This is a genomic window from Stenotrophomonas sp. STEN033, assembly GCF_056856655.1.
In genome coordinates this window covers 1-23,870 of record NZ_JBXFWM010000072.1, presented here as the reverse complement: position 1 = coordinate 23,870, position 23,870 = coordinate 1, and the positions used below count along the sequence as shown (strand labels likewise).

At 65.2% G+C, this 23,870-nt stretch carries 22 protein-coding genes; 10 read left to right on the top strand and 12 right to left on the bottom strand.

The features are described from left to right. Positions 1–132: 132 nt before the first annotated feature. From AC1VXC_RS18285 to AC1VXC_RS18265, 5 genes are all read right to left on the bottom strand, one after another. The gene (locus AC1VXC_RS18285; RefSeq protein WP_481539845.1) at positions 133–810 is read right to left on the bottom strand and encodes an HAD family hydrolase; all 678 of its coding nucleotides are present in this window, start codon (positions 808–810) and stop codon (positions 133–135) included. Continuing rightward, on the bottom strand, positions 810–1,517 hold the full coding sequence (locus AC1VXC_RS18280) for a pseudouridine synthase (protein ID WP_481539844.1): 708 nt from the start codon (positions 1,515–1,517) through the stop codon (positions 810–812). The genes AC1VXC_RS18285 and AC1VXC_RS18280 overlap by 1 nt, the downstream gene beginning before the upstream one ends. Beyond that, complete coding sequence (locus AC1VXC_RS18275; protein ID WP_481539843.1) at positions 1,514–2,572, bottom strand: class I SAM-dependent methyltransferase; 1,059 nt, start codon at positions 2,570–2,572, stop codon at positions 1,514–1,516. The genes AC1VXC_RS18280 and AC1VXC_RS18275 overlap by 4 nt, the downstream gene beginning before the upstream one ends. A gap of 93 nt (positions 2,573–2,665) precedes the next feature. Next, positions 2,666–2,959 (bottom strand): DUF3247 family protein, encoded by a 294-nt coding sequence (locus AC1VXC_RS18270; protein WP_313174324.1) that lies wholly within the window; start codon positions 2,957–2,959, stop codon positions 2,666–2,668. A gap of 264 nt (positions 2,960–3,223) precedes the next feature. Next, the gene (locus AC1VXC_RS18265; RefSeq protein WP_313174326.1) at positions 3,224–5,242 is read right to left on the bottom strand and encodes an ATP-binding response regulator; all 2,019 of its coding nucleotides are present in this window, start codon (positions 5,240–5,242) and stop codon (positions 3,224–3,226) included. Between the two features lie 184 nt (positions 5,243–5,426). On the opposite strand from AC1VXC_RS18265, the gene AC1VXC_RS18260 reads away from it, so the two are divergent. Further along, positions 5,427–5,996 (top strand): DUF3016 domain-containing protein, encoded by a 570-nt coding sequence (locus AC1VXC_RS18260; protein WP_313174327.1) that lies wholly within the window; start codon positions 5,427–5,429, stop codon positions 5,994–5,996. A gap of 213 nt (positions 5,997–6,209) precedes the next feature. Here the strand turns inward: AC1VXC_RS18260 and alr are convergent, their stop codons facing one another. Then, positions 6,210–7,286 carry an alanine racemase gene (gene alr, locus AC1VXC_RS18255; protein WP_313174329.1) on the bottom strand — a complete coding sequence of 359 codons (1,077 nt, stop codon included), beginning with the start codon at positions 7,284–7,286 and terminating at the stop codon, positions 6,210–6,212. Then, the gene (locus AC1VXC_RS18250; RefSeq protein ID WP_313174330.1) at positions 7,286–8,551 is read right to left on the bottom strand and encodes a D-amino acid dehydrogenase; all 1,266 of its coding nucleotides are present in this window, start codon (positions 8,549–8,551) and stop codon (positions 7,286–7,288) included. Before AC1VXC_RS18250 ends, alr begins: the two co-directional genes overlap by 1 nt. Positions 8,552–8,701: 150 nt before the next feature. Between AC1VXC_RS18250 and AC1VXC_RS18245 the strand changes: the two genes are divergently transcribed. Next, the gene (locus tag AC1VXC_RS18245; RefSeq protein ID WP_057626761.1) at positions 8,702–9,181 is read left to right on the top strand and encodes a winged helix-turn-helix transcriptional regulator; all 480 of its coding nucleotides are present in this window, start codon (positions 8,702–8,704) and stop codon (positions 9,179–9,181) included. Positions 9,182–9,300: 119 nt separating this feature from the next. Here AC1VXC_RS18245 and AC1VXC_RS18240 read toward each other — a convergent pair whose 3' ends face one another. Further along, positions 9,301–9,696, bottom strand: coding sequence for a classical arabinogalactan protein 4 (locus AC1VXC_RS18240; protein ID WP_313174331.1), 396 nt, complete (start codon positions 9,694–9,696; stop codon positions 9,301–9,303). Positions 9,697–9,819: 123 nt separating this feature from the next. Here AC1VXC_RS18240 and msrB point away from each other — a divergent pair, with 123 nt between their 5' ends. The 5 genes from msrB to AC1VXC_RS18215 all read left to right on the top strand — a co-directional run bounded on the left by msrB (position 9,820) and on the right by AC1VXC_RS18215 (position 13,419). Then, positions 9,820–10,287: a peptide-methionine (R)-S-oxide reductase MsrB gene (gene msrB, locus AC1VXC_RS18235; protein ID WP_481539929.1), complete on the top strand. Its 468-nt coding sequence runs from the start codon at positions 9,820–9,822 to the stop codon at positions 10,285–10,287. Between the two features lie 203 nt (positions 10,288–10,490). Then, positions 10,491–11,345, top strand: coding sequence for a flagellar motor stator protein MotA (gene motA, locus AC1VXC_RS18230; protein ID WP_057626758.1), 855 nt, complete (start codon positions 10,491–10,493; stop codon positions 11,343–11,345). A gap of 10 nt (positions 11,346–11,355) precedes the next feature. After that, positions 11,356–12,285 (top strand): flagellar motor protein MotB, encoded by a 930-nt coding sequence (gene motB, locus AC1VXC_RS18225; RefSeq protein ID WP_313495832.1) that lies wholly within the window; start codon positions 11,356–11,358, stop codon positions 12,283–12,285. A gap of 367 nt (positions 12,286–12,652) precedes the next feature. Then, the gene (locus AC1VXC_RS18220) at positions 12,653–13,126 is read left to right on the top strand and encodes a hypothetical protein (protein ID WP_313174587.1); all 474 of its coding nucleotides are present in this window, start codon (positions 12,653–12,655) and stop codon (positions 13,124–13,126) included. Between the two features lie 14 nt (positions 13,127–13,140). After that, a complete protein-coding gene (locus AC1VXC_RS18215) occupies positions 13,141–13,419 on the top strand; it encodes a DUF4031 domain-containing protein (protein ID WP_313174588.1) in 279 nt (92 codons plus the stop codon). Between the two features lie 140 nt (positions 13,420–13,559). Here the strand turns inward: AC1VXC_RS18215 and AC1VXC_RS18210 are convergent, their stop codons facing one another. Continuing rightward, a complete protein-coding gene (locus AC1VXC_RS18210) occupies positions 13,560–14,102 on the bottom strand; it encodes a DUF6630 family protein (RefSeq protein WP_313174589.1) in 543 nt (180 codons plus the stop codon). A 130-nt stretch (positions 14,103–14,232) separates the two neighbouring features. Between AC1VXC_RS18210 and AC1VXC_RS18205 the strand changes: the two genes are divergently transcribed. Further along, positions 14,233–14,481 (top strand): DUF3297 family protein, encoded by a 249-nt coding sequence (locus tag AC1VXC_RS18205; protein WP_313174590.1) that lies wholly within the window; start codon positions 14,233–14,235, stop codon positions 14,479–14,481. A gap of 153 nt (positions 14,482–14,634) precedes the next feature. Here AC1VXC_RS18205 and AC1VXC_RS18200 read toward each other — a convergent pair whose 3' ends face one another. Together AC1VXC_RS18200 and AC1VXC_RS18195 are read right to left on the bottom strand one after the other, a co-directional pair. Beyond that, complete coding sequence (locus tag AC1VXC_RS18200) at positions 14,635–16,278, bottom strand: Na+/H+ antiporter (protein WP_313174592.1); 1,644 nt, start codon at positions 16,276–16,278, stop codon at positions 14,635–14,637. Positions 16,279–16,523: 245 nt separating this feature from the next. Beyond that, a complete protein-coding gene (locus tag AC1VXC_RS18195; protein ID WP_481529287.1) occupies positions 16,524–17,318 on the bottom strand; it encodes a DODA-type extradiol aromatic ring-opening family dioxygenase in 795 nt (264 codons plus the stop codon). A 99-nt stretch (positions 17,319–17,417) separates the two neighbouring features. Between AC1VXC_RS18195 and AC1VXC_RS18190 the strand changes: the two genes are divergently transcribed. Continuing rightward, the gene (locus tag AC1VXC_RS18190) at positions 17,418–18,320 is read left to right on the top strand and encodes a LysR family transcriptional regulator (protein ID WP_481539847.1); all 903 of its coding nucleotides are present in this window, start codon (positions 17,418–17,420) and stop codon (positions 18,318–18,320) included. Here the strand turns inward: AC1VXC_RS18190 and AC1VXC_RS18185 are convergent. After that, positions 18,312–21,248, bottom strand: coding sequence for a bifunctional diguanylate cyclase/phosphodiesterase (locus AC1VXC_RS18185; protein WP_481539848.1), 2,937 nt, complete (start codon positions 21,246–21,248; stop codon positions 18,312–18,314). The two genes, AC1VXC_RS18190 and AC1VXC_RS18185, sit on opposite strands and share 9 nt — an antisense overlap. A gap of 330 nt (positions 21,249–21,578) precedes the next feature. On the opposite strand from AC1VXC_RS18185, the gene AC1VXC_RS18180 reads away from it, so the two are divergent. Continuing rightward, positions 21,579–23,684, top strand: coding sequence for a M13 family metallopeptidase (locus tag AC1VXC_RS18180; protein WP_481539846.1), 2,106 nt, complete (start codon positions 21,579–21,581; stop codon positions 23,682–23,684). The last annotated feature ends 186 nt before the right edge of the window (positions 23,685–23,870 follow it).

The following is a 23,870-nucleotide window of genomic DNA, read 5'->3' as shown; positions in this document are numbered from 1 at the left end:
GAGCCATGCTCGGCAGGGGCGTTACCGGCAAGGCCTCTGCCGAGCATGGCTCGGCACTACAGGTGGAACGTCTGGCTGCGGCATTCCTGGTGAAGCCCCTGCCGAGCATGGCTCGGCACTACCGGTTAAGTGCTAGGCCGCGCTTACCGGCAGCCATTGCTGCAGCAGCTCGCGCACATCGTGCAGCGAGGCGGTGATGTGATGACCGTAGCCGCGCACCTCTTCGTCCGGCTCCAACAGGTCCGGAATCTGGATCGTGGTCATGCCGGCGGCCAAAGCGGCACGTACACCGGTGGGTGAATCTTCCAATGCCAGGCAATGCGCGGGAGCGATGCCCAGGCCGTGTGCGGCGTGCAGGTAGATGTCCGGGGCCGGCTTGGAATGGGCCACATCGCTGCTTGTGGCAACGAACTGGAAATACTGCAGCAGCCCGGCCGCCTCCAGCTTGCGCTGGGCCAACGGTGAACGGGTTGCGGTAGCTACCGCACGTGGCATCTCGTGCTCACGCAGCAGGTCCAGCAACTCGATGATGCCCGGCCGCAGCGGCACCCCGGCATCAACGATGCCGGCATAGCGTGCATAGGAAGCGGCCAGCAATGCATCGGTACGTTCGAAGCCCAGCACGTCGGCCAGTTTCTGTCGGGTGGTCGCATCGGACGAGCCGATCAGGGACAGCAACAGCGGGTGCGGCAATACATAGCCATGCTGCTGTGCGGTGTGTTCCAGACAGCCCATCAAGGCGCGTTCGCTGTCCAGCATCAGGCCGTCCATGTCGAACACCACCGCCTGCGGGCGGAAACGCAATTCCATCACGCCTTTTCTCCAAACAACACGGCCAGGTCGGCGGCGTCCAGCTGACGCCATTGGCCTTCAGGCAGATCGCCCAGACCCAGGCCGCCGATACGCGAACGGTGCAGTGCCTGCACGTGGTTGCCCACCGCCGCGAACATGCGCCGCACCTGGTGATAACGTCCTTCGTGCAAGGTCAGACGTGCAGCGCGCGGGCCCAGCACTTCCAGCTCAGCCGGCAGCAAGGGCTTGTCATCCGACTCCAGCAGCAGCGTGCCGCTGGCGAAACGTGCACCTTCGCTGCCGTCCAGATCCTGCGCCAGCTGCGCTTCGTAGACCTTGTCCAGCTTCGACTTGGGCGAGACGATGCGGTGCAGCAGCTGGCCGTCATCGGTCATCAGCAGCAGCCCCGAGGTGTCGCGGTCCAGCCGGCCCACGCTGGACAGCACCGGATCACGGTCGCGGAAGCGATCGGGCAGCAGGTCATAGATCAACCTGCCCTGGTCCTTGGTCGAACAGGTGTAGCCAGCCGGCTTGTGCAGCATCAGGGTCAAGCCAGGTGGCGGGTCCAGCACTTCGTCATCGATGCGGATGGTGTCGTGTTCGACCTTGTCGTCGGCATACAGCACCTCACCCTGCGCATCGGTGATGCGACCTTCGCGGAACATCTGCTGGACCTGCTTGCGACTGCCGTAACCAAGGTTGGCGATGTGCTTGACCAGCTTCATGCGCGGCCCCGGGTGCCGACGATGACCTTGAAGCCATCACGCTCGGCAGCAACCCGCACTTCACCGAAGCTCTCGGTCAGAATCTGCTCGTAGGGCAGATGGCGGTTGGCAACCATGAACAACTGCCCGCCCGGACGCAGCGACTGCGCGGCCACGGCGATGAAGCGGCGGCCGATGTCAGGCCGGTCTTCGCGCGCCGGGGTGTGGAACGGCGGATTGGAGACGACGAAGTCGTAACGGCCATCAATACCGGCTGTGACGTCCTGCCAACGGAAATCCAGCTTCACCCGCTCGCCGGCCTCGGCCAGGTTGTGGCGAGCCAGGGCCAGCGCACGCGCCTCGGCTTCGTACAGATCCAGCGCAGTGACCTTGGGGCAGCGTGCCAGCACTTCGGCCGACAGATAGCCCCAGCCGGCGCCCAGGTCGGCGCCACGGCCGGCCAGATCCGCGGGCAGCTGCTCGACCAGCAGGGCCGAAGCCGGATCGATACGGTCCCAGGCAAACACGCCCGGGCGGCTCAGGAAGCGGCCGTCGACGATCTTGCGCGGTGCATCCAGTGCCGCCCAGCGCTGGTACAGCGCCGCGTCGTGCTGGCCTTCGGCCGGCAGCGACCAGTAGGCGCGGCAGTGGTTCTTGGTCAGCGTGCCGCCCAGCCCCGCCAACTGCTGCAGGTCGCTTTCACCGGAGCGGGCGCCCTCGTTATTGGACTGGCAAGCGAGGATGATGCCGCCCGGGGCCAGCTTGCCCAGCGCCTGCGCGAACAGCGCGCGGGCTTCGTCGCGCTGCCGCGGTGGCAGCACCAGCACCAGCGCGTAACGCTCGTCGGACTGCTCCAGTGCCTGCTCGTCGCGCACTTCCCAGCCGCTACGCTGCAGCGCCTCGGCAAACGGGCGGAAGCTCTGTGCGCAGACCAGCTGGTTACTGTCTGCATGCTCGCGCAGCGGCCAACCATCGCGCGCGCGCAGGAACAGCACCGGTCCCTGTGGCCAGCGCAGGCCAGCCTTGGAGAACGGGAGGAACAGGGTTTCCAACGGAGCGTCGTGCGGAGCAGGCATGCCGGTCATTCGTCTAGCAGGGCCCGCCATTCTACCGGGCCGGCCCCGATCACCGGCCCCGCGCAGCTGAATGGGCTCTGGCGAGACGCCGCCTCAAGGTTCGGCGGGCGGCAGGTGCAGTACCTGCAATACGCTGTCCAGCCACACCACATGCTGCTGGCAGGCCCGTAGCAGGTCTTCCAGACGCACCGTCGCATTCACCCCTGGCTCCTCGTTATGGTCGGCGAAGTGCTGCAACGCCGGCTGCGCGGTGACCGTGCCAGCCACGCGGCTGCCATCCTTGAGGACCAACATGACCCGGGCCTGCTCCGGCAACTCGCCGAGCAAGGCCTCCAGCGATGCGATCAGCATCGGGTCGGAGTAAACATGGGGCGCGTACAGGGGCATGGCAGCGTCCATGAGTGAACACCGTCACAGTACCGTTTTTCCGCGTGAAATCCGTGCAAAGATTTTGAGGAAGCGGCATGAGCCGCGAAGCAGGTGCATCCGCAGATGGGGCAGATGCCAGCAGCGTCAGCACCCTGAGCTTCGCGGCTCACGCCGCTCCCACATCTTCTGCCCCATCCACAGAGCATTTGAGTCACCCGCAATCCGCTGCACGTCCCCTGGCATCGGATCTTTCACCTTCAGTTGAGAGAAGAACCAACTATTTCAGCGCGGCAAACGCGCATCGCGGATCGCCGCAATCAGTTGAGCCACGCTGTACGGCTTGGCCAGATGCCCCTGGAAACCCGAGGAAAACGCACGACGCCGGTCATCGGCCCGCGCCAGTGCGGTCACCGCCACCGCCGGCAGTTCTTCGCCACTGACCCCCAGGGTCTGGCGCAGGGTGTGGATCAGCCCATAACCGTCCATGCCCGGCATGCCGATATCGCTGATCAGCACATCAAACGCGGTATGCCCGCGCAGGTCCAGCAGTTCCAACGCCTCGGCGGCAGTACCGGCGGTGACCACCGACGCACCCTGCTCTTCCAGCAGGCGGCGGATGTAGCCGAGCATGTCGAGCTGGTCTTCGACCGCCAGCACGCGCAGGCCCTGCAGGGCATTGGGCACCACCACCTGCTCGCCGATGCGGCCGCGCTGGACGCGCCGGCGCGGGTGGCGCGCCGCCTTCTGCGCCTGGAACTCCGGCAGGCACACGCGGAACGTGGAACCCAGCCCCGGCCCGGCGCTGGCCGCAGAGACGGTACCGCCATGCAACTCCGTCAGCTGCTGGACGATGGCCAGGCCCAGCCCCAGGCCACCGTGACGGCGGGTGGTGGTGCTGTCGGCCTGGCTGAAACGACTGAAAAGATGCTCCAGGAACTCCGCCGCGATGCCGTCGCCGTCGTCCTTGATCTGTACCACCAGGTGCCCGGCTTCGTGCAGCAGGCTGATCTCGATGCGCCCTTCCACCGGCGTGAACTTGATTGCGTTGGACAGCAGGTTGCCGAGGATCTGCTGCAGACGAGTGGCGTCGCCCAGTACCGGCTGCGGCAGCTCGGGCAGGTCCAGCACCACGGTCTGCGCCTTGCCCTCGGCCACCAGCTCCTGCGCGCGTACCGCCTCGCGCAGCTGCTCGCACAGATCCAGGACCTCCACCTCCAGCTGCACCTTGCCCAGCAACATGCTGCTCAGGTCGAGCATGTCCGACATCAGGTTCTTCTGCGTCATCGCACTGCTGGCGATCACTTCCATGCCGCGACGCATCGGGTGATCGTCCTCCATGCGCTGCAGCAACAACTCGCTCCAGCCCAGCACCGTGGTCAATGGCGTGCGCAGCTCATGCGACAAGGTGGCGAGGAACTCATCCTTCATCCGCGCCATGCCTTCGGCCGCGTTGCGCGCTACGCGCTCGGCGGTGAGCAGGTCTTCACGTGCCATCTCGATCTCGCGGCGCTCGGTGATATCCGGGCTGTTGCCAGCCAGGCCGATGAAGCGGCCATCGGCCGAGAAACGCGGCACGGCGTTCATTTCCAACCAGCGCCACTGCCCATCGTGGCGGCGCACACGAGTGTTGGTGTGCAGCTCGGTACGGCCGTTCAAGGCCGCCTGCAGCTCGTACTCGAATGACGCCCGCTCATCCGGGTGCAGGAAGCGCTGCCAGGGATCAGGGCCCAGATCCTGATCGGCCGGCAAGCCGAAGAAGGTGAAGAACGCGGTATTGACGAAGCGCAGCTGGCCCAGGTCATCCACCACCCAGACCGGCATCGGCAGGCCGTCCGCCAAGGCGCTGAAACGGGCCTCGCTTTCCGCCAGCTCGGTTTCAATGCGTTTGCGTGCGGAGATATCGAACAGAAACACCGCCACCTGGTGTTTTTCCGGCGCGCCGATGCGGACCGCCTCCACCGAATACCAGCGCGACGGCTCCGACACCTGGCGCTCGAACTGGCTGATCCCACCCTCGCTGACGACCCGCCCAAAGGCCTGGAACCAATCGGCCTCCATCGCCGGCACCACCTCGCTCGCGCGCCGACCGGTGACATTGCTCAGACCGGTCACCTTCTGGAAACCGGCATTGACCTTGCGGTAGATGAAATCCACCGCGGCGCCGTCCTCGAACACCAGCTCGATCACACAGAAACCGCTGGCCACCGCATTGAATACTTCCCGATAAAGACTGGAGCTTTCCAGATCCTCTTCATCCAGGGACAGCAACGACAGGTGGGAGTCCGGGCGGGGAGCGGGCATGGGCTGATGGCGGGGGCGCGGCAAAGAGGGGGTGGGACATGGTGGCCAGTCTGGGCGAGCAAGCATCCACACCCTGTGATGATGAACCATCGCGCAATCTGCTGTTGCGAACTGGCACCGGATTCATTGCAGCGTAGGGGTGTCAGTTGCACACTTCCACCATCAAAGTCCTCAGGAGTACGTCATGAAAACCCTGACAGTTACCGGACTTGCGCTGGCCTGCCTGCTGGCTGTTGGCGGTGCCGATGCCAAACCCCGCACTGTGTCCGATCCGCAGGCACCGCATGCCCTGAACGTCGAAGGCCCGGTGCAGGTGCAATGGACCGATCCAAGCCAGTTCACCGAGCTGCGCTACAGCCGCAACCGCTGGGATGCGCAGCGCGGCAACTGGGTGGAGGACCTGGCCGAACACCTGCGCAAGCAGGCCAGCAAGCAGCTGCAGCCCGGACAGAAGCTGGACGTGACCATTACCGACATCAAGCGCGCCGGCGACTACGAGCCGTGGCACGGCCCGCGCCTGGATGATGTGCGCATCATGCGCGACATCTATCCGCCGCGGATCGAACTGCAGTTCACCCTGACCGACGCCAATGGCCAGGTCATCGACCAGGGCGAGCGCAAGTTGTCCGACACCGGCTACCTGCTCAACAGCAGCCTGCCCAGCAACACCGATCCGCTGCGTTATGAGAAGCGCATGCTCAATGACTGGCTGCGCCGCGAGCTGCAGAGCGATCGCAGTACTGCCGGGCTGTGACCCGGGATTGATGGAAACAGAAAGGGCCGCAATGCGGCCCTTTTTTTACCTGTAGTGCCGAGCCATGCTCGGCAGAGGCTTTGCCGGCGCATCTGTTTCACCGGTAGTGCCGAGCCATGCTCGGCAGAGGCTCTACCGGCACCCCATCAGCAAAGAGCCAACCCCTCCCCAGCCCTCCCCTCCGCCTACGGCGCAAGGGAGGAAGTAAAGGCCTCACGCCGACAAATACACCCGCGGCGTGCGCTTGAGGCTGCACGGCAGGCGATACGCACTGGTATTGCAGCGCGGTGCCAGCTCCGAGATGGTCGGCGCATTGCCCCACAACTGCACGATGCTGCCACGCGCGGCCTGCGGGTGATCGGTCAGGTCCACGGTCAGCATGTCCATCGACACGCGGCCGATCAGCTGCCCGGGCACGCCGTCGATCAGCACCGGCGTGCCATTGGGGGCGAACTGCGGGTAGCCATCGGCATAGCCCATCGCCACCACGCCCACCCGGGTCGGCTTTTCCGCCACAAAACGTGCGCCATAACCCAGCGGCTCGCCGACAGCCAGTTCGCGTACCGCGATCACCCGCGACTGCAGGGTCATCACCGGCCGCAGCTGACCCGCATGCGGGCTGGGCTGCGGATAGAGCGGATCGGCGCCGTACAGCATCAGGCCCGGGCGTACCCAGTCACTGCGCACGTCCGGCCAGCCCAACAGTGCCGGCGAATTGCATAGGCTGGTTTCACCTGCCAAACCTTCCGTCGCACGCACGAAAACATCGAGCTGTTCGCGGGTGCGGTTGCTGTCCAGCTCATCGGCGCGCGCCAGATGGGTCATCAGCACCAGCGGACCCACCTGCGGCAGCGCGCTCAGGCGCGCATGCGCATCACGGAACTCTTCCGGCGACAGGCCCAGGCGGTGCATGCCGCTGTCCAGCTTCAGCCAGATACGCAGCGTGGCATCGGTCTTGAACGCCTCCACCGCCTCCAGCTGCCAGGACGTGGCCACTACCACCCAGAAATCATGCTCGACGATCAACGGCAGTTCGGCCGCGTCGAAGAAGCCTTCCATCAGCAGGATCGGGCCGCGGATGCCAGCCTGGCGCAGTTCCAAGGCTTCTTCGATGCAGGCCACGCCAAAGCCATCGGCCTCGTCCTGCAGCGCGCGCGCGCATTGCACCGCGCCATGACCGTAGGCATCGGCCTTGATGATCGCCAGCGCCTTGCCGCCACCGAGCTGGCGGGCCAGGCGGTAGTTGTGGCGCAGCGCCTCCAGGTCGATCAGTGCCTGTGCCGGGCGCATCAGTGCTGCCCCTTGCCATAGCGGAAGATATCCAGGCCTTCGGTGCTGATCTGCGGCTGCTTGCCGCTCATCAGGTCGGCCAGGTAACGACCCGAGCCCGCCGCCATGGTCCAGCCCAGGGTGCCGTGGCCGGTATTGAGGAACAGGTTGCGATACGGTGTTGCGCCGATCACCGGGGTGCCGTCCGGGGTGGCCGGGCGCAGGCCGGTCCAGAAGCTGGCCTGCGACAGGTCGCCGCCATCCGGATACAGGTCCTTGACCACCTTCTCCAGCGTGGCGCGACGACGCGGCTCCAGCGACAGGTCGAAGCCGGCTACTTCGGCCATGCCGCCAACGCGGATGCGGTCCTCGAAGCGGGTGATGGCGATCTTGTAGCTCTCGTCGAGGATGGTCGAGTTCGGCGCCATCGCCGCATTGGTGATCGGCAGGGTCAGCGAATAGCCCTTCAGCGGATACACCGGCAGCTGCATGCCCAGCGGTGCCAGCAGCTGCGGCGAATAGCTGCCCAGTGCGACCACGTAGTGATCGGCGGTTTCCAGCTTGCCGTTGATGCGCACGCCGGTGATGCGGTCGCCGTCACGCTGGATCGAGGCAATGTCCTGGTCGAAACGGAACTCGACGCCGGCGGCTTCGGCCAGTGCGGCCAGCTTGGTGGTGAACAGCTGGCAATCGCCGGTCTGGTCTTCGGGCAGGCGCAGTGCGCCGACCAGCATCTCGGTCTTGCCGGCCAGCGCCGGCTCCACCCGCGCAATGCCCTGGCGGTCCAGCACTTCGTAGGGCACGCCGTATTCGCGCAGCACCTCGATATCCTGGGCGGCGGCATCCAACTGCTGCTGGGTGCGGAACAGCTGGGTGGTGCCCAGCTGACGGCCTTCGTAGTCGATGCCGGTGACCGCACGCAGCTCGTTGATGCAATCGCGGCTGTAGTCGGACACCCGCACCATGCGCGCCTTGTTGACCGCATAGCGGGCCGAGGTGCAGTTGCGCAGCATCTGCCACAGCCAGCGGTACTGGGCCATGTCGGCGGTGGGGCGGATCGCCAGCGGCGCGTGTTCCTCGAACAGCCACTTGATCGCCTTGAACGGCACGCCCGGTGCCGCCCACGGCGAGGTATAGCCGAAGGACAGCTGGCCGGCATTGGCAAAGCTGGTTTCCAGCGCCGGGGCCGGCTGCCGATCCACCACGGTGACCTCAAAGCCGGCCTGCCGCAGATACCAGGCACTGGTCGTGCCGATCACACCGCTGCCAAGCACCAGAACGCGCATTTTCTTTCTCCGGACCACATCATTCCCTGCACACGGGACGGCAGGGGCTAGGAACGGCGCAGTATATTCAGGGTCAGCCAGTTGTTTTCTCTGTATTAGCTTGCCGAATCAGGTTAATTTCCCGTTTCGTTCATCAAAAGCAGAGCCACCATGGCCACCCGCAGCCGCGAACTGGACAAGATCGACCGCAAGATCCTGCGCATCCTGCAGCAGGAGGGGCGCATCTCCTTCACCGAGCTGGGCGAGCGCGTCGGCCTGTCGACCACTCCCTGCACCGAGCGGGTGCGCCGGCTGGAGCGCGAAGGCGTGATCACCGGTTACTACGCGCGGCTGGACCCGTCCTCAGTGAAGGCCAGCCTGCTGGTGTTCGTGGAGATAAGCCTGGCCTACAAGTCCGGCGACATCTTCGAGGAATTCCGCCGCGCCGCGCTGAAGCTGCCCAATGTGCTGGAGTGCCACCTGATGTCCGGGGATTTCGACTACCTGCTCAAGGCGCGCATCAATGAAATGGCCTCCTACCGCAAGCTGTTGGGCAGCACCCTGCTGACCTTGCCGCACGTACGTGAATCCAAGAGCTACATCGTGATGGAAGAAGTCAAAGAGACCCTGTGCCTGCCAATCGCCGAGTAGTGCTGAGCCATGCTCGGCAATGGGGCTTTACCGGTAGAACCCCTGCCGAGCATGGCTCGGCACTACAGGGTGGGCTCTATCGGTGAAGCCTCTGCCGAGCATGGCTCGGCACTACAGGGTCATCGCGTGCCTACCGGCGGGGGCACCACTTTCTGGCCGATGCCGCTGGGCACGGTGTCGTAATAGCGGTTGGTACGCGTGTCCAGCACCCGGCCCGGGCTGGTCTGGCGCATATGCGGCGCCAACTGGCCCTTGCTGTCGTAGATCGGCCGCGCCGGCGGCGGCGGCACAACCAGCTTCGGCTTCGGAACCGGCTTGGGTTTGTTGGGCGGACGCGACGGTTCCGGACGCGCCGGATCCTGCGGCGTTTCGCGCGGCGCGCTGGCGGGCGGCGAAGGCGCCTGCAAGGTCACCGGCCGCGTTGCCGTCGGCGCGGGCGGTTGTGCGAGCTGGGCCTGTGCGAACGCCGGCAATGCCGCCAGCACAACCAGCGCCAGATATCCCTTCAGCTTCATCAGCGTCTCCTTTGCGTCCACTCGCCGAGCATGCACCTGCCCGGCTTGCGCCGCCATGAATGCGACCTTGGACTGGCCGCGGCCCGCCCCCACCATCAATACCTGTCCCACGGATGCCACGCCATGACCGCTTTCGACCTGACTCCCCCCAGCACCGCCCAGCGCCAGGCGCTGATCGCTGGCCTCAGCAGCGAGGAACAGCGCGTGCTGCTGCATCACGGCACCGAGGCGCCGTTCTGTGGCGTGTTCCTCGATAACAAGCGCGAGGGCGTGTACTGCTGCCGGCTGTGTGCACTGCCGCTGTTCCGCTCCAGCACCAAATTCGATTCCGGCACCGGCTGGCCCAGCTTCTTCGCGCCGTTCGAACCGGCACATGTACGCGAGATCCGCGACACCAGCCACAACATGATCCGCACCGAGATCGTCTGCGCACGGTGTGGCAGCCACCTCGGCCACGTGTTCCCGGACGGCCCGCCGCCGACCTTCGAACGCCACTGCCTGAACTCGGTGTCGCTGGCCTTTGTCGACAATGGCCAGCCCTACCCTGACCCGCTGCAGCGCGGCGGCGCCGAATCCCAGCCCGCAGCCTGAGCAAGCGCACCACCTGTAGTGCCGAGCCATGCTCGGCAGAAGCATCGCCAGTAGAGCCTCAGCCGAGCATGGCTCGGCTCTACAGAGCAGCATTACCGGTAAAGCCTCAGCCGAGCATGGCTCGGCACTACAGGAGCCGCCCGGCGCTACAGATTCTTCGCTGACGGCCGACAACGGGATATCCCCATCCCTTGTCTGTCACCATGCTTATCATCGTCGGCCTGCTCGTTGTCATATTTGCTGTCCTGGGCGGCTACGTCGGTGCGCATGGCCGCCTGGCCGCGCTGTGGCAGCCCTACGAACTGGTCATCATCGGTGGCGCGGCGCTGGGCGCATTCCTGATCGCCACGCCACTCAAGACCGTCAAGCAGACCTTGCGGGCCACCGTCAGCGTGTTCAAGGGCCCGCAGTACAAGCGCCAGGACTACCTGGACGTGCTCAGCCTGCTCTATGAACTGCTCAACAAGGCCCGCCGCGAAGGCTTCATGGCGCTGGAAGACCACGTCGAGAACCCGCAGGACAGCGCGGTGTTCGCCAACTACCCCAAGGTCCTGGCCGACCACCACCTGCTCGATTTCATCACCGACTGCCTGCGGTTGATGATCGGCTCCAACATCGAGCCGCACGAGCTGGAACCGTTGCTGGAACTGGAGCTGGAAAAGCACCACCACGAAGCGCTGGAACCTGCGCACGTGCTGAACAAGGTAGCCGACGGTCTGCCGGGCTTCGGCATCGTCGCCGCGGTGCTGGGCATCGTCATCACCATGGGCGCGATCGGCGGCGACATCAAGGAAGTCGGTGCACACGTGGCCGGGGCGCTGGTCGGCACCTTCCTCGGCATCCTGCTCGGCTATGGCTTCATCGGCCCGCTGGCAGCAGCGGTGGAAGCCCGTGCCGAGCAGGACGCACGCATCTACGAATCAGTGAAAACCGCGCTGCTGGCCTGCCTGCGTGGCTACAACCCGAAGATCGCGCTGGAGTTCGCCCGCAAGACCGTGCCTTCGGCACTGCGTCCGGGTTTCAGCGAGTTCGAGCAGCACCTGAAGTCGGTCAAGTAAGGCGCGTGCCATGACCGAGACCAAACCCACGGTGATCGTGCGCCGGGTGAAGAAAGTCCAGGGCGGCGGCCATCACGGCGGTTCCTGGAAGGTGGCTTATGCCGACTTCGTCACCGCGATGATGGCTTTCTTCCTGGTGCTATGGCTGATGGCGGCCACCACCAAGCCCGAGCGCGCTGCAATCTCCGAATACTTCCGCAACCCCAGCCCCTTGAGTGGTACCAGCAGCACCCCTGCCCCGGGCATGGCCGGCCCTGGCGGCGCCAGCACCTCGATGATCAAACTGGGCGGCGCCACCGATGTGTCGCGCGGCAACAGCAATGATCCCTTCCAGAACCAGCAGGAAGCCGTGCCCACGCCGGTGCAGGAACGCGAACGCGACAGGCAACGCCTGGAGGCGCTGAAGCAGGAGCTGCAGGAGGCGATCAGCAAGAGCCAGGCGCTGGAGCCGTTCAAGGACCAGTTGCTGTTGGACATCACCCCCGAAGGCCTGCGCATCCAGATCGTGGACAAGCAGAACCGGCCGATGTTCGACCTCGGCAGCGCGCGCCTGATGCCGTATACCAAGACGATCCTGTTGGAGCTGTCGCACTTCATCAACCAGGTGCCCAACCACATCAGCATCACCGGTCACACCGACACCACCGCCTATTCCACCCAGCTTGGCTACGGCAACTGGGAGTTGAGTGCCGACCGCGCCAATGCCGCGCGGCGCACCCTGCTGGAAGGCGGCATGGAGGAAGCCAAGGTGGCGCGCGTGGTCGGCCTTGCCTCGTCGGTGCTGTTTGACAAGGCCAACCCACAGAATCCGATCAACCGCCGCATCAGCATCGTGGTGATGACCAAGGAAGCCGAAGCGGCCGCGTTGAACGAGACCGGTACGTTGCCGCTGCCTGTCCCCGCTGCGGCGGCGGATGGGACGCCGTCAGTCGCGGACTGAGCCTGCACCAGCGGCACTGCCCGCCCGGATGTAGTGCCGAGCCATGCTCGGCAGGGGCTTTCCCAACCAACAGCACCCCTCCCCAACCCTCCCCTCCGCCTTCGGCGCAAGGGAGGGGGCAACAGCGTAGTGCCGAGCCATGCTCGGCAGGGGCATTCCCAGCCAACAGCACCCCTCCCCAACCCTCCCCTCCGCCTTCGGCGCAAGGGAGGGGGCAACAGCGTAGTGCCGAGCCATGCTCGGCAGGGGCATTCCCAGCCAACAGCACCTCTCCCCAACCCTCCCCTTCGCTGCGCGAAAGGGAGGGAGCAAACGCCAAACCGGCTTGGCGCCTACAATAGGCATCGTTTTCAATCAGCCGAACCTCATGTCCAAGCTCTCCAAAGCCAAGCGCGACAAGCGCAAGAAGCAGGCCCCGCGCCGCCCGTTCACCCGCCTGAACGCCCAGCAGCCAGTGCAGAACCACGCCGTGCTGGTCAATGAAGAAGGCCAGGTCGTGGCTGCCATCGGCCTGCAGGGCAACGAATGGCTGCTGGCCATCGGTGGCCAGACCATGGGCAACGCCGACAACCCGGTGCCAATGCTGGCCATGCTCAAGCACCTGGCCAATGTGCAGGAGAAGGAAGGCCGCAAGGTCACCCTGGAGTACTCCGCAGCGCTGCAGCAGATGATCGATGACCTGGCTGCTGACGAAGGCAAGACCGCCGACGATTACCTGGCCGGCCTGGTCTCCGAGTTCGAAGGTATCGAAGGCGAGGAAGCCGTTGAGGCAGACGCCACGGACGAGACCATCGCGGTCGCCGAAGAAGTACCGGCTGACGACGACAAGTCCAAGGCCTGAGTCCAGGGCCGAACGTGACGGTCTATATCGACGATGCGGTACACCCCTGGCGCGGTGAGCGTTGGGCGCATCTGATGGCCGACACCTTGCCCGAGCTGCATGCGCTGGCGCAGCAGCTCGGGATTCCCCGCCGGGCCTTCCAGAACCGCCCCAGCGGCGTGCACTACGACGTGCCGGCGCCGCTGCGCGAGCAGGCGATTGTGCTAGGCGCGCAGGCGATATCGCGGCACACCGATCGCGAACAGATGCGCCGCGTGATCGCCAATGCGCGGGCGTTGTACCAGCCGGGGTAAAGACGGACCTGTAGTGCCGGGCCATGCTCGGCAGAGGCGTTACCGGTAGAGCCCCCTTGCCGAGCATGGTTCGGCACTACATGTTGGCTTGTCGGTACAGCCCCAGCCGAGCATGGCTCGGCTCTACCGTTGCTGCTGGCTCAGAACGGGTCGCTGCCCGGACGGACTTCAACACCGAGCAACGAGCACAACGCCAGCATCGCTTCATCATCGCGGCTCAGCGCCACCCAGCCGGCATAGGCGTCGCCACCGGTGTTCCAGTTCCACACCGTGTAGCCGTGCTCACGCAGGCGGTCGTGGGCGGTGGTCATCAACGTCGGCACGTCGAGGTCGTCGGTGAAGTCTTCGTCGTCGAAGTCACCGCCCCAGGCGATGTCCAGGTTCCAGCGCGCGGCCATTTCATCCAGCGCGGCGACGAAGGAATCAACGTCCTTCCAGTCCACATAGAAACCTGAACGCCAATCGATGGCGTCCTTCAGGTCCCACAACCATTGTTCATCGCTGGCATCGTCCTCGGCGCCCGCGCGCGCTTCCCGCCAGGCATCGAACTGCTGCAGCGCCGCGTCTTCATCACCGGGATTGATCAGCCACAGCAGGTTCCAGACCCGCGCCGGATGGTCGTCTTCGTCGAAGTCCGGTTGCAGCTCGTCAGAATCTTCGTAATCGGCGCTGTTGTCTGGCATGGGACGGTTTCCACTACATGATTGGCGCGCATTCTGCCGCCAGCGGCGTGCCAGCGAAAGCCTTGGCGCGCCACAGCGGTTATCCTTGCGCCCCGAAGAGGGCCACGGTGGCCTTCACTGAAGCACTGATATGAGCGATACCCCTCCCGATCATCTGGCGGTCAACCCGCAGAGCCCGTTCCACAATGCCGAAGCGCTGCAACGCGGCGTCGGCGTGCGTTTCAACGGCATCGAGCGCGATGACGTCGAGGAGTATTCGGTCGCTGAAGGCTGGATCCGCGTGCAGGCCGGCAAGGCCCGCGACCGCCGCGGCAACCCGATGACCTTGAAGATCAAGGGTACGGTCGAACCGTATTTTCTTGAGCTGAAGAACGTTTAAGAGCTTAAGAGCCTGCCCTCACCCCAACCCCTCTCCCGCAAGCGGGAGAGGGGCTAAAGCGGGATGGCTTGCGCTCTGAGAGCCCCTCTCCCGCTTGCGGGAGAGGGGTTGGGGTGAAGGGAAGCTTCTAGCTAAAGAACCCCAGAACCACCCTCAATCCCGCTGCCGCGTCTCCAGCAGATCCAGATTGCGGATCAGCTTGCGCGCGATCTCATCGGATACCTGCCCGCGCCGGGTCAGCCGGAACAACTCCTCGCGCTCGGCGTTCAAGCCAGCGCTACGCAGGCTGCGGTAGGCCTGCTCCATGCGCCGCACTTTTTCCGGGTCTTCATCCGGCCCCTGCCCCTTTTCCAGATTGCGCTGATAGAGCAGGCTTACCCGTGCCGCGGCATCGTTGAGCAACTGAACCGAACTGGTGGATTGGCCTTCGACAAGGGCCTGCCGCGCCTTCTCCACCGCCGCCAGGGCCGCCTTGGAGGACGCCCTGCGGGCCAGGTCTTCCTCGCGCCGGCTGTCGTCGTCCTTGGGCAGCTCCAGGCCCTTGAGCAGGCGTGGCAGCATCAGGCTGGCACCGACCAGCGACACCAGGATCACCGCTGCCGCCAGGAAGATCACCAGATCACGTGCCGGGAACGGCTCCCCCCCGGGGATCATCAGCGGCAGGGTCAACACACCGGCCAGGGTGATCGCGCCACGCACGCCGGCCACCGACATCGCCAACACCACCCGCCATGGCGTGCTGGTTTCCTTCTCGCCACGCATCCGCGCGCGCAACAGGTTCCAGCGCAGCGACAGCCATACCCAGGCCAACCGCAGCACCACCAGCACCGCATTGATCGCCAGCACATAGACCACCAGCCACCAGGCACTGTGGTGGCCGGTCACCGACATGGTCTCGATCGCACGCTCCACGATGCCCGGCAGCTGTTCGCCCAGCAGCACGAAGATGATGCCGTTGAAGCTGAACTGCACCATGTTCCACACCGCATTGCGCTGCACGCGCATGCTGCCGCTGATGCGGCCAGTCAGCTCCACGTAGCTCATGGTCACGCCGGCGGCTACTGCGGCGAGGATGCCCGATGCGTGCAGTTCTTCGGCCAACAGATAGGCGGCAAACGGAATCAGCAGGTTGACCAGCAGCGCGGCGCCGGGTTCTTCGCCGAAGCTGCGCCACAACCAGCGCTGGAAGGTGGACACGCCCCAGGTCACCGCCACGCCAATCGCCAGGCCCGCAAACGCCACCCACAGGAAGGTCAGCGAGGCCTCCGCCAGCGAGAACGAACCGGTCATCACCGCCGCCACCGCGAAGCGGAAGCAGACCAGGCCGGAGGCATCGTTCAACAACGACTCGCCTTCCAGGATGTGCATCAGCCGCTTGGGAATGGGCACGCGTGAGGCGATGGCGCCGACCGCGACCGGATCGGTCGGCGAGATGATCGCCGCCAACGCGAATGCCACCGCCAGCGGCATCGATGGAATCATCCAATGGATCAGCAGCCCGGCACCGAGCACGGTGAACACCACCAGCCCGAACGCCAACTCCAGGATCGCGCCCTTGTCGCGGAACAGGCCCTGTTTGGGAATACGCCAGCCATCGAGGAACAGCAGTGGCGGCAGGAACAGCAGAAAGAACATGTCCGGCTCAAGCGCATGGCCGCGATTGAAGACACCTGCGATCAAGGCACCCAAGCCGATCTGCACCAAGGGCAACGGCAATGAGAAGGGGAGGATTCTTACCAGATAGCCGCTGGCGACAACCGCCACCAGCATCGCCAGGACTACTTCAATCGTGTGCATGCCCGTTCCACGGATTCACTACCACGACAGCAGGCTGCCGACACTGGCAGTGGCGGATGAATACCGGGAAATTACCACAGCAACCCTGGCTTGCAGGTGCAGATTGCGCTGCTCATCCATCGTGATGACATGATCGACGGCAAGCAGCCCTGTGGCGGCTGCACGCCGAGGCCGGCCCCATCGATCCCGTCAGCGTGGGGCACTGTGGCCTGCACCCAACCCCAGCCTGGACCCAGCCAGCGCCCTCACTCCTCGCCGTCGAAACGATAGATATCCATCGCCAGGAAGCCCATGTCGATGCCGGCATCGATCCGCCGTGCACCAAGCCGCTCGCCGCCGGCGGCGCCCATCGCGAAGTACAACGGCAACAGGTGTTCGTCGGTGGGGTGTGCCTGCGCCGCAAACGGTGCCTGCTTGCGGTAATCCAACAGGGCTGGAAGGTCGTTGGCCCCCAGCTTCTGTTCCACCCACTGGATGAACGGGCGCACATAAGGCGCCTCCTTGCCATCCTGGTAATTGCGCCAGTCATGCAGGTTGTGGGTGATGCTGCCCGAGCCGATCAGCAGCACGCCCTGCTCCCGCAACGGTGCCAGCGCGCGGCCCATCGCAAGCTGGTGCTCGGGGCCAAGCGACGGCTGGATCGACACCTGCAACACGGGAATATCGGCCTGTGGGTACAGGTAGCGCAGCGGCACCCAGGCGCCATGATCGAGCCCGCGCTGCGGGTCGATGCCCGGCTGCAGGCCGGCATCGGCCAGCCGCTGGGCCACCTCCTGCGCCAGCGCGGGTGCGCCCGGTGCCGGGTACTGCAGCTGATACAAGGCTTCCGGGAAACCACCAAAATCGTGGATGGTTTCCGGCTGCGCCGCCGCAGACACCCGCGGCGCACGTCCCAGCCAATGTGCCGAAGCCATGACGATGGCGCGCGGCCGCTGCATCCCTGCAGCCAGTTCGGCCAGGCGCGGGCCCACCAGCCCCGGCTGCAGGGCGGTCATCGGTGAACCGTGCGAGATGTAGAGGGAAGGCAGCGCGCTGCGCATCATGGGCTCCCAGAGGTATTTGAGAGTGCACAGGTTATTGCGCGCCGAGTCGGCAACAAATAATCTCGGTAGCAACGTTTTATTGCGGAAACGGAAACAATGGACACCATCGATGCCATGCGGGTGTTTGTCGCCGTGGTCGAGCGCAATGGCTTCAGCGCCGCCGCCGATGCCCTGGACGTTTCCACCGCCGCCGTCACCCGCCAGGTTGCCGCGCTGGAAAAGCGCCTGTCCACACGCCTGCTCCACCGCACCACCCGCCGAGTCAGCCCGACCAGCGCCGGTGCCGCCTATTACCAGCGCTGCGTGCAGTTGCTGGCCGAATTCGACGCACTGGAAGCCTCGGTCAGCGCACAGGCGCTGCAGCCTTCAGGCCGCTTGCGGATCAACGCGCCGGTCAGCTACGGCATTGCCCGGCTGGGCGCGCTGCTGCCCGCCTACAGTGCCCGCTACCCGCAGGTGGAGCTGGACCTGCAGCTGTCGGACCGCCTGGTCGACATGGTCGAGGAAGGCTTTGACCTGGCCATCCGCATCATCCGCCAGCCGGCCCCCAACCTGATTGCCCGGCAGTTGGGCCTGGTCCGCATCCGCCTGTGCGCGGCGCCGTCCTACCTGGCCCAACGAGGGACGCCCAGCACCCCGCAGGATCTCAGCGGACATCAATGCCTGTCGTACACCTACTCCGCCGGCGGTGACACGCTGCAGTTGCAGGGGCCGGAGGGCGAGCTGAGCATCGCCTTGCAGCCGCATCTGCGCGCGAACAATGGTGAGGTGCTGCGCGAAGCGGCGATCGCCGGCATGGGCATCATCGCGCAACCGGATTTCATCGTTGACCAGGCGCTGGCCGCTGGCCTGCTGGTGCCGGTATTGCCGCAGTGGGAAGTGCCACCCATCGGTATCCATGCGGTCTACAGCAGCCGCAGCCACCTGGCGCCCAAGGTGCGCAGCTTCATCGACTATCTGGTCGAATGCCTGCAGCCTGATGCCGCCCGCTCAAATTGAGCGGCTGTCTTCCAGCATCACCAGCACCTGCTCCAGCGGCATCGGCCGGCCCAACAGATAGCCCTGCACCTGGTCGCAGCCATGTGCGGCCAGCCAGCGCCGCTGGCCTTCGGTCTCCACCCCCTCGGCGATCACCGACAGGCCCATGCTATGGCCCAGCGACAGCAGGGCGCGGCAGATGGCCGCATTGCGCGGATTGCTTTCGACGTCGCTGACAAAACCGCGATCGATCTTCAGCGAGTCCAGCGGCAGATGCTGCAGGTAGGACATGCTGGAGAAACCCGTGCCGAAATCATCCAGCGCCACCCCGACGCCATTGGCATGCAGATGCCCGAGGGTCTGCAGCGCCTGGGTGGGATTGCGCATCAGCACGCTTTCGGTGAGCTCCATCTGCAGTGCGCCACGGGCCAGGCCATGGTCCTGCATGGCACGGCTGAATTCGCCCACCAGATCGCTGTTGAACAACTGCACCGCCGAGACATTCACCGCGATCGGCAGGTGCTGCCAACCGGCAGCCGACAATTGCTTCTGCGCGCGCGCAGCGGCATGGATCACCCAGCGGCCGAGCGCGATGATCAGGCCGGTGTCCTCGCACAGCTGGATGAAGTCGGCAGGCGCGATGAAACTGCCGTCGGCCTGCGGCCAGCGCAGCAAGGCCTCCAGCGCCACCGGGCTGCCCTCGGCCGCATCGCGGATGGGCTGGAAGTGCAGCAGGAACTCGCCGCGGTCAATGGCCATGTGGATGCGCCCGGCCAACTGCAGGCGCTCGGTGTAGTGCGCGGCCATGCCTGCGTTGAAGTGCAGCAGGGCCACACCGCTCTCGCGCGCGGCGTGCGCGGCCTGGGCCGCCCGGCCCAGTACCTGTTCGGCCAGTTCGCCGTCCAGCGGGCAGCTGGCAACGCCGATGCGGGCTTCCAGCTGGTGGTAGGTGTCGCGGCCACGGATGGGCTCGGCCACCGCCGCCAGCAGGGCATTGAGCGCCATCTGCGGATCGCCCTCGCCCTCGATCGCCAGCACGAAGTCTTCGGCCGGCTGGTGTGCCAGCAGGCCGTAACGGGCAGCCAACCCACCCAACCGCACCGATACCGCGCGCAATGCCTCCTCACCGGCATCACGGCCCAGGGTATCGGTGATCATCTGCAGGCCACGCAACTGCACGTGCGCAATGGTGTAACCGCGACTCCCCGCATCCAGCCGCTCGGACAGCGCACGCACGGTCAGCAGGCCGGTGCCGGCATGGTGACTGGCGCGATAGGCCAGTTCGTTCTCATAACGCAGCCGCTGGCTGACATCTTCGGCCAGCACCAGGCAGGCGTTGCGGCCAGCGAATTCCAGTTTGGCGAAATGGCCCTGCACGTGGAAGGCACTGCCGTCCTTGCGCAGGTGGGTGCTGACCTGCAGCCCCAGCAGGTCGCCACTCAAGGCGCGGCCGGCAGTCTGACGGATCTCGTCCCACTCCGCTGCCGGGCGGATATCCAGGATCGACATCGCCAGGAATTCATCGCGGCTATAGCCGTACTGATCGATCGCGGCCTGGTTCACCTCCAGGAAACGCAGCGTGACCAGGTCGAAAATCCAGAACGGCGCAGGGTTACGGTCAAACACCAGCCGGAACTGGCGTTGTGCCTCCTGCGCGCGCGCCTCGGTATTGACCCGCTCGCTGATATCGACCACCGCGCCAGCCAGACGCTTGCTGTCGCCGCCGTCGTCCACCAGCTCACCGCGCGCGGACAACCAGCGCAACGATCCATCGCCGCTGCGCAGCCGGAACATCGCATTCAAGGCGCCCTTGCCGGCCAACGCCCGCTCCAGCATGTCCTTCAACCAGGCCCGGTCTTCCTCGTGCACGCGCGCAAGGAACCCGTCCAGCGAGGTGCTGCGCCCGGCCAGGGCCAGCATCTGCTGGGTCAGCGCCGACCAGTACACCACCGGCTTTTCGCCATGGATGGACCAGGTACCTACCTTGCCCACTTCATGCGCCAGCGCCAGCTCGGCATTGCCGGCCTGCAGCTCTTCGCTGAGCTGCTGCTGATGACGGGTGCTGCGATCAACCCGATAGAGCAGATAGGCGAAACCGGCCAGATACAGCAGATAGACGCCGATGGAGGCGTACAACAACAGGTACCAGCCCGCCATCACCTCGCGATAGGACAGCGAGGCAAACAGGCTCAAGGGGAAGTCCATCGGCACGCTGACCGCCGCGATGCGGCGCTCGCCATCATACGGGCTGACCACCACGCCCTGCCTCAGCACCACCGGCGACGGCGCCAGTATCCGCATTGGCCGTGCCAGCTTGTTGCCAACCAACCGCTCCGGATCACGGCTGTGGGCCAGCAACTGACCATAGCGGTTGCCGATGGAAGCGGTGCCGTCGCGCCCAAGATCCAGGCCGCTCACCACCTCCTGGAACGCGCCCAGCCGGACCCGCGTCAACAACCACTGGCCCGGCTGCACCTGCAGTGCCGCACGCAGCACCCAATGCTGGTCAGGCGTCTGCTCCAGCGCTCCCAGATAGAGGCCGCCATTGAGCAGGCGGTTTTCCGCAACCACCCAACTCTGCAAGGTGGGATCGCCCTCGCCCGAGGACAGCGGCACGCCGCGATCATCCACCAGGGTGATGGACGCCAGGTCCTGATTGCGCTCCAGCACACCACGCAGGCTGGCCTCAAACAACGCAGGTGCCTGGTCAGGCACCTGTCGATAGAACTCCCGGGTATCACTGGCGGTGCCGCGCAACGCGCGTTCCCAGGTCACCAGCTGTGCGCGCAGCAGGCGGCTGCTGCCGCTGGCCAGCGCGGCCGATTGCCGCTGCGCCGCTTCCAGCCGGCTGCTGCGGTCGTTCCACAACATGCTGATCATGCCGCCCGCCAACAGCAACCCCACTGCCACACCGGCAATGATCATCACTCGCAACGGATGAGCCGGCATCCGGGTCACCGGTGGATCCAACGTAGCAGTAGACGGTCAGCTGGCATTGCGTATGTTGGTCCTGGCATCACTACAACTAGGAACCGGCAGGTGGGGACCTGCAACGGTCGCATGCGAACACCACATACTCCACCCTGCCAATGTCTCCCCAGACACCATCTGCAGCGCGTTCGCTCAAGCATGCAGCACAATCACCATCGGCGTGAAGAGTGCGTGACCAATTTTCTCGTATTCCCCGTGCTTGTGCACATCCGTCAAGTGCCAGAATCGATATCTTTATGAACGGGGTTGGAGGTCTAGACTTGTCGCACCCATCCTCCGGATACCGTCATGGCTTTGCAACGTTCCTTCCTGGTACTGGCAATCGGCGCCGCGCTTGCACTCAGCGGTTGCGCAAAGGACGCCAGCGCACCCGCCGCTGACAACAATGCAACACCGGCTCCGGCCACCGCCGCAGCCAAGCCACAGCTGGGCAGCTTCGGCTTCGATGCCGATGGCATGGACCGCAGCGTCGCCGCCGGCGACAACTTCTTCGACTTCGCCAATGGCCAGTGGGTGCAGCGCACCGAGATTCCGGCCGACCGTTCCAACTATGGCAGCTTCAATGTGATCGCCGAGAAAACCCTCGCCGATACCCGCGCCATCATGGAGGAAGCCGGCAAGGCCGATGCCGGCGAAGTCCGCAAGATCGGTGATTATTACGCAGCGTTCATGGACGAAGCTGGCATCGAAGCGCGCGGCACCGCACCGCTGCAGCCGGCATTGCAGGCCATTGCCGGCATCACCGACAAACAGGCGCTGGCCAAGGCCTTGGGCGCCAGCATGCGCGCCGACGTGGACCTGCTCAATGCCACCAACTTCTACACTCCGCATCTGTTCGGCGTGTGGGTTTCGGTCGATCTGTTGCAGCCTGACCGCAATGCGCCCTACCTGGTGCAAGGTGGCCTGGGCATGCCGGACCGTGATTTCTACCTGCAGGACGGCCGCATGGCCGAACTGCGCAAGGCCTATGAAGGCTACGTGACAACGCTGCTGGAACTCTCAGGCGACAAGGATGCCGCGGCCAAGGCGGCGCGCATCGTCGCGCTGGAGACCAAGATCGCCCGCGCCCATGCCACCCAGGAAGAAACCAACGACGTGCAGAAGGGCGCCAACGCCTGGAAGCAGGCCGACCTCGCTGGCAAGGCCCCGGGCATGGATTGGACGGCCTTCCTTGAAGGCGCAAGCCTTGGCGCGCAACAGGACTTCATTGTCTGGCAGCCCAAGGCTGTGGCCGGCCTGTCCAAGCTGGTCGCCAGCGAGCCGCTGGAGGTGTGGAAGGACTACATGACCTTCCACGCGCTGGATGAGGCGGCAACCTATCTGCCCAAGGCCTTCGCCGATGCCAGCTTCGCGTTCCACGGCACCACGATGAGTGGCACCCCACAACAGAGCGAGCGCTGGAAGCGCGCCGTCGCCGACACCAATACCGCCATCGGTGAAGCAGTGGGCAAGATCTATGTCGAACGCCATTTCGATGCCGCCACCAAGGCGCGCGCCGACGAGATGGCCAGCAACATCATCGCCGCCTTCGCCAAGCGCATCGATGCGCTGGAATGGATGTCGCCGGAAACCAAGGCGCATGCCAAGGCCAAGGTTGCAGGGCTGAAAGTGGACATGGGCTACCCGAGCAAGTGGCGTGATTACAGTGCGCTTGAAGTGAAGGCCGACGATGCACTGGGCAACGCCCAGCGCGCCTCGCTGTTCGAATACCAGCGCAACATCTCCAAGCTCGGCAAGCCGGTCGACCACAGCGAATGGGCGATGCTGCCGCAGACCATCAATGCGATGAACGTACCGCTGGAGAACCGCCTGGTGTTCCCGGCCGCCATCCTGCAGCCGCCGTTCTTCGACGGCGCCGCGGACGATGCGATCAACTACGGCGCCATCGGTGCGGTGATCGGCCATGAGATCAGCCATGGCTTCGACAATGCCGGCGCGCTGTTCGATGAAACCGGCAAGCTGCACAACTGGTGGACGGCGGACGACCTGAAGAAGTTCAACGCTGCCGGCGATGCATTGGCCATGCAGTTCGACAGTTACGAGCCTTTCCCCGGCGTACACGTCAACGGCCGCCTGACGCTGGGTGAGAACATCGCCGACGTTGCCGGTCTCGGTACCGCCTACGACGCCTATCGCCTGTCGTTGCAGGGCAAGCAGGAACAGACGCTGGAAGGCTTCACCCCGGACCAGCGCTTCTTCCTTGGTTTCGCCCAGGCCTGGCGCAGCAAGGCGCGTGAGCAGGCGCTGCGTAATTCACTGCTGACCAATGTGCATGCACCCGGCCAGTTCCGTGCGCTGACCGTGCGCAATGTGGATGCGTGGTACCCGGCGTTCGATGTCAAGCAAGGGCAGAAGCTGTATCTGGCACCCGAACAGCGGGTGAAGGTCTGGTAAGGGCTTTGCGCTCCCTCCCTTTGGCCGAAGGCCAAGGGGAGGGGTTGGGGAGGGGTTGCTGTGTTGCTGGCGGTAGTGGGGGGGGGGGGCGGGGGGGGGGGGGTAGCGACAGTCGCGCCCGTCCGGCAGGGCCGGCGCGTCCGCATCGGCGGCCCGCCCCAAGCAACAGGGGGGGGCGGCGGGGGG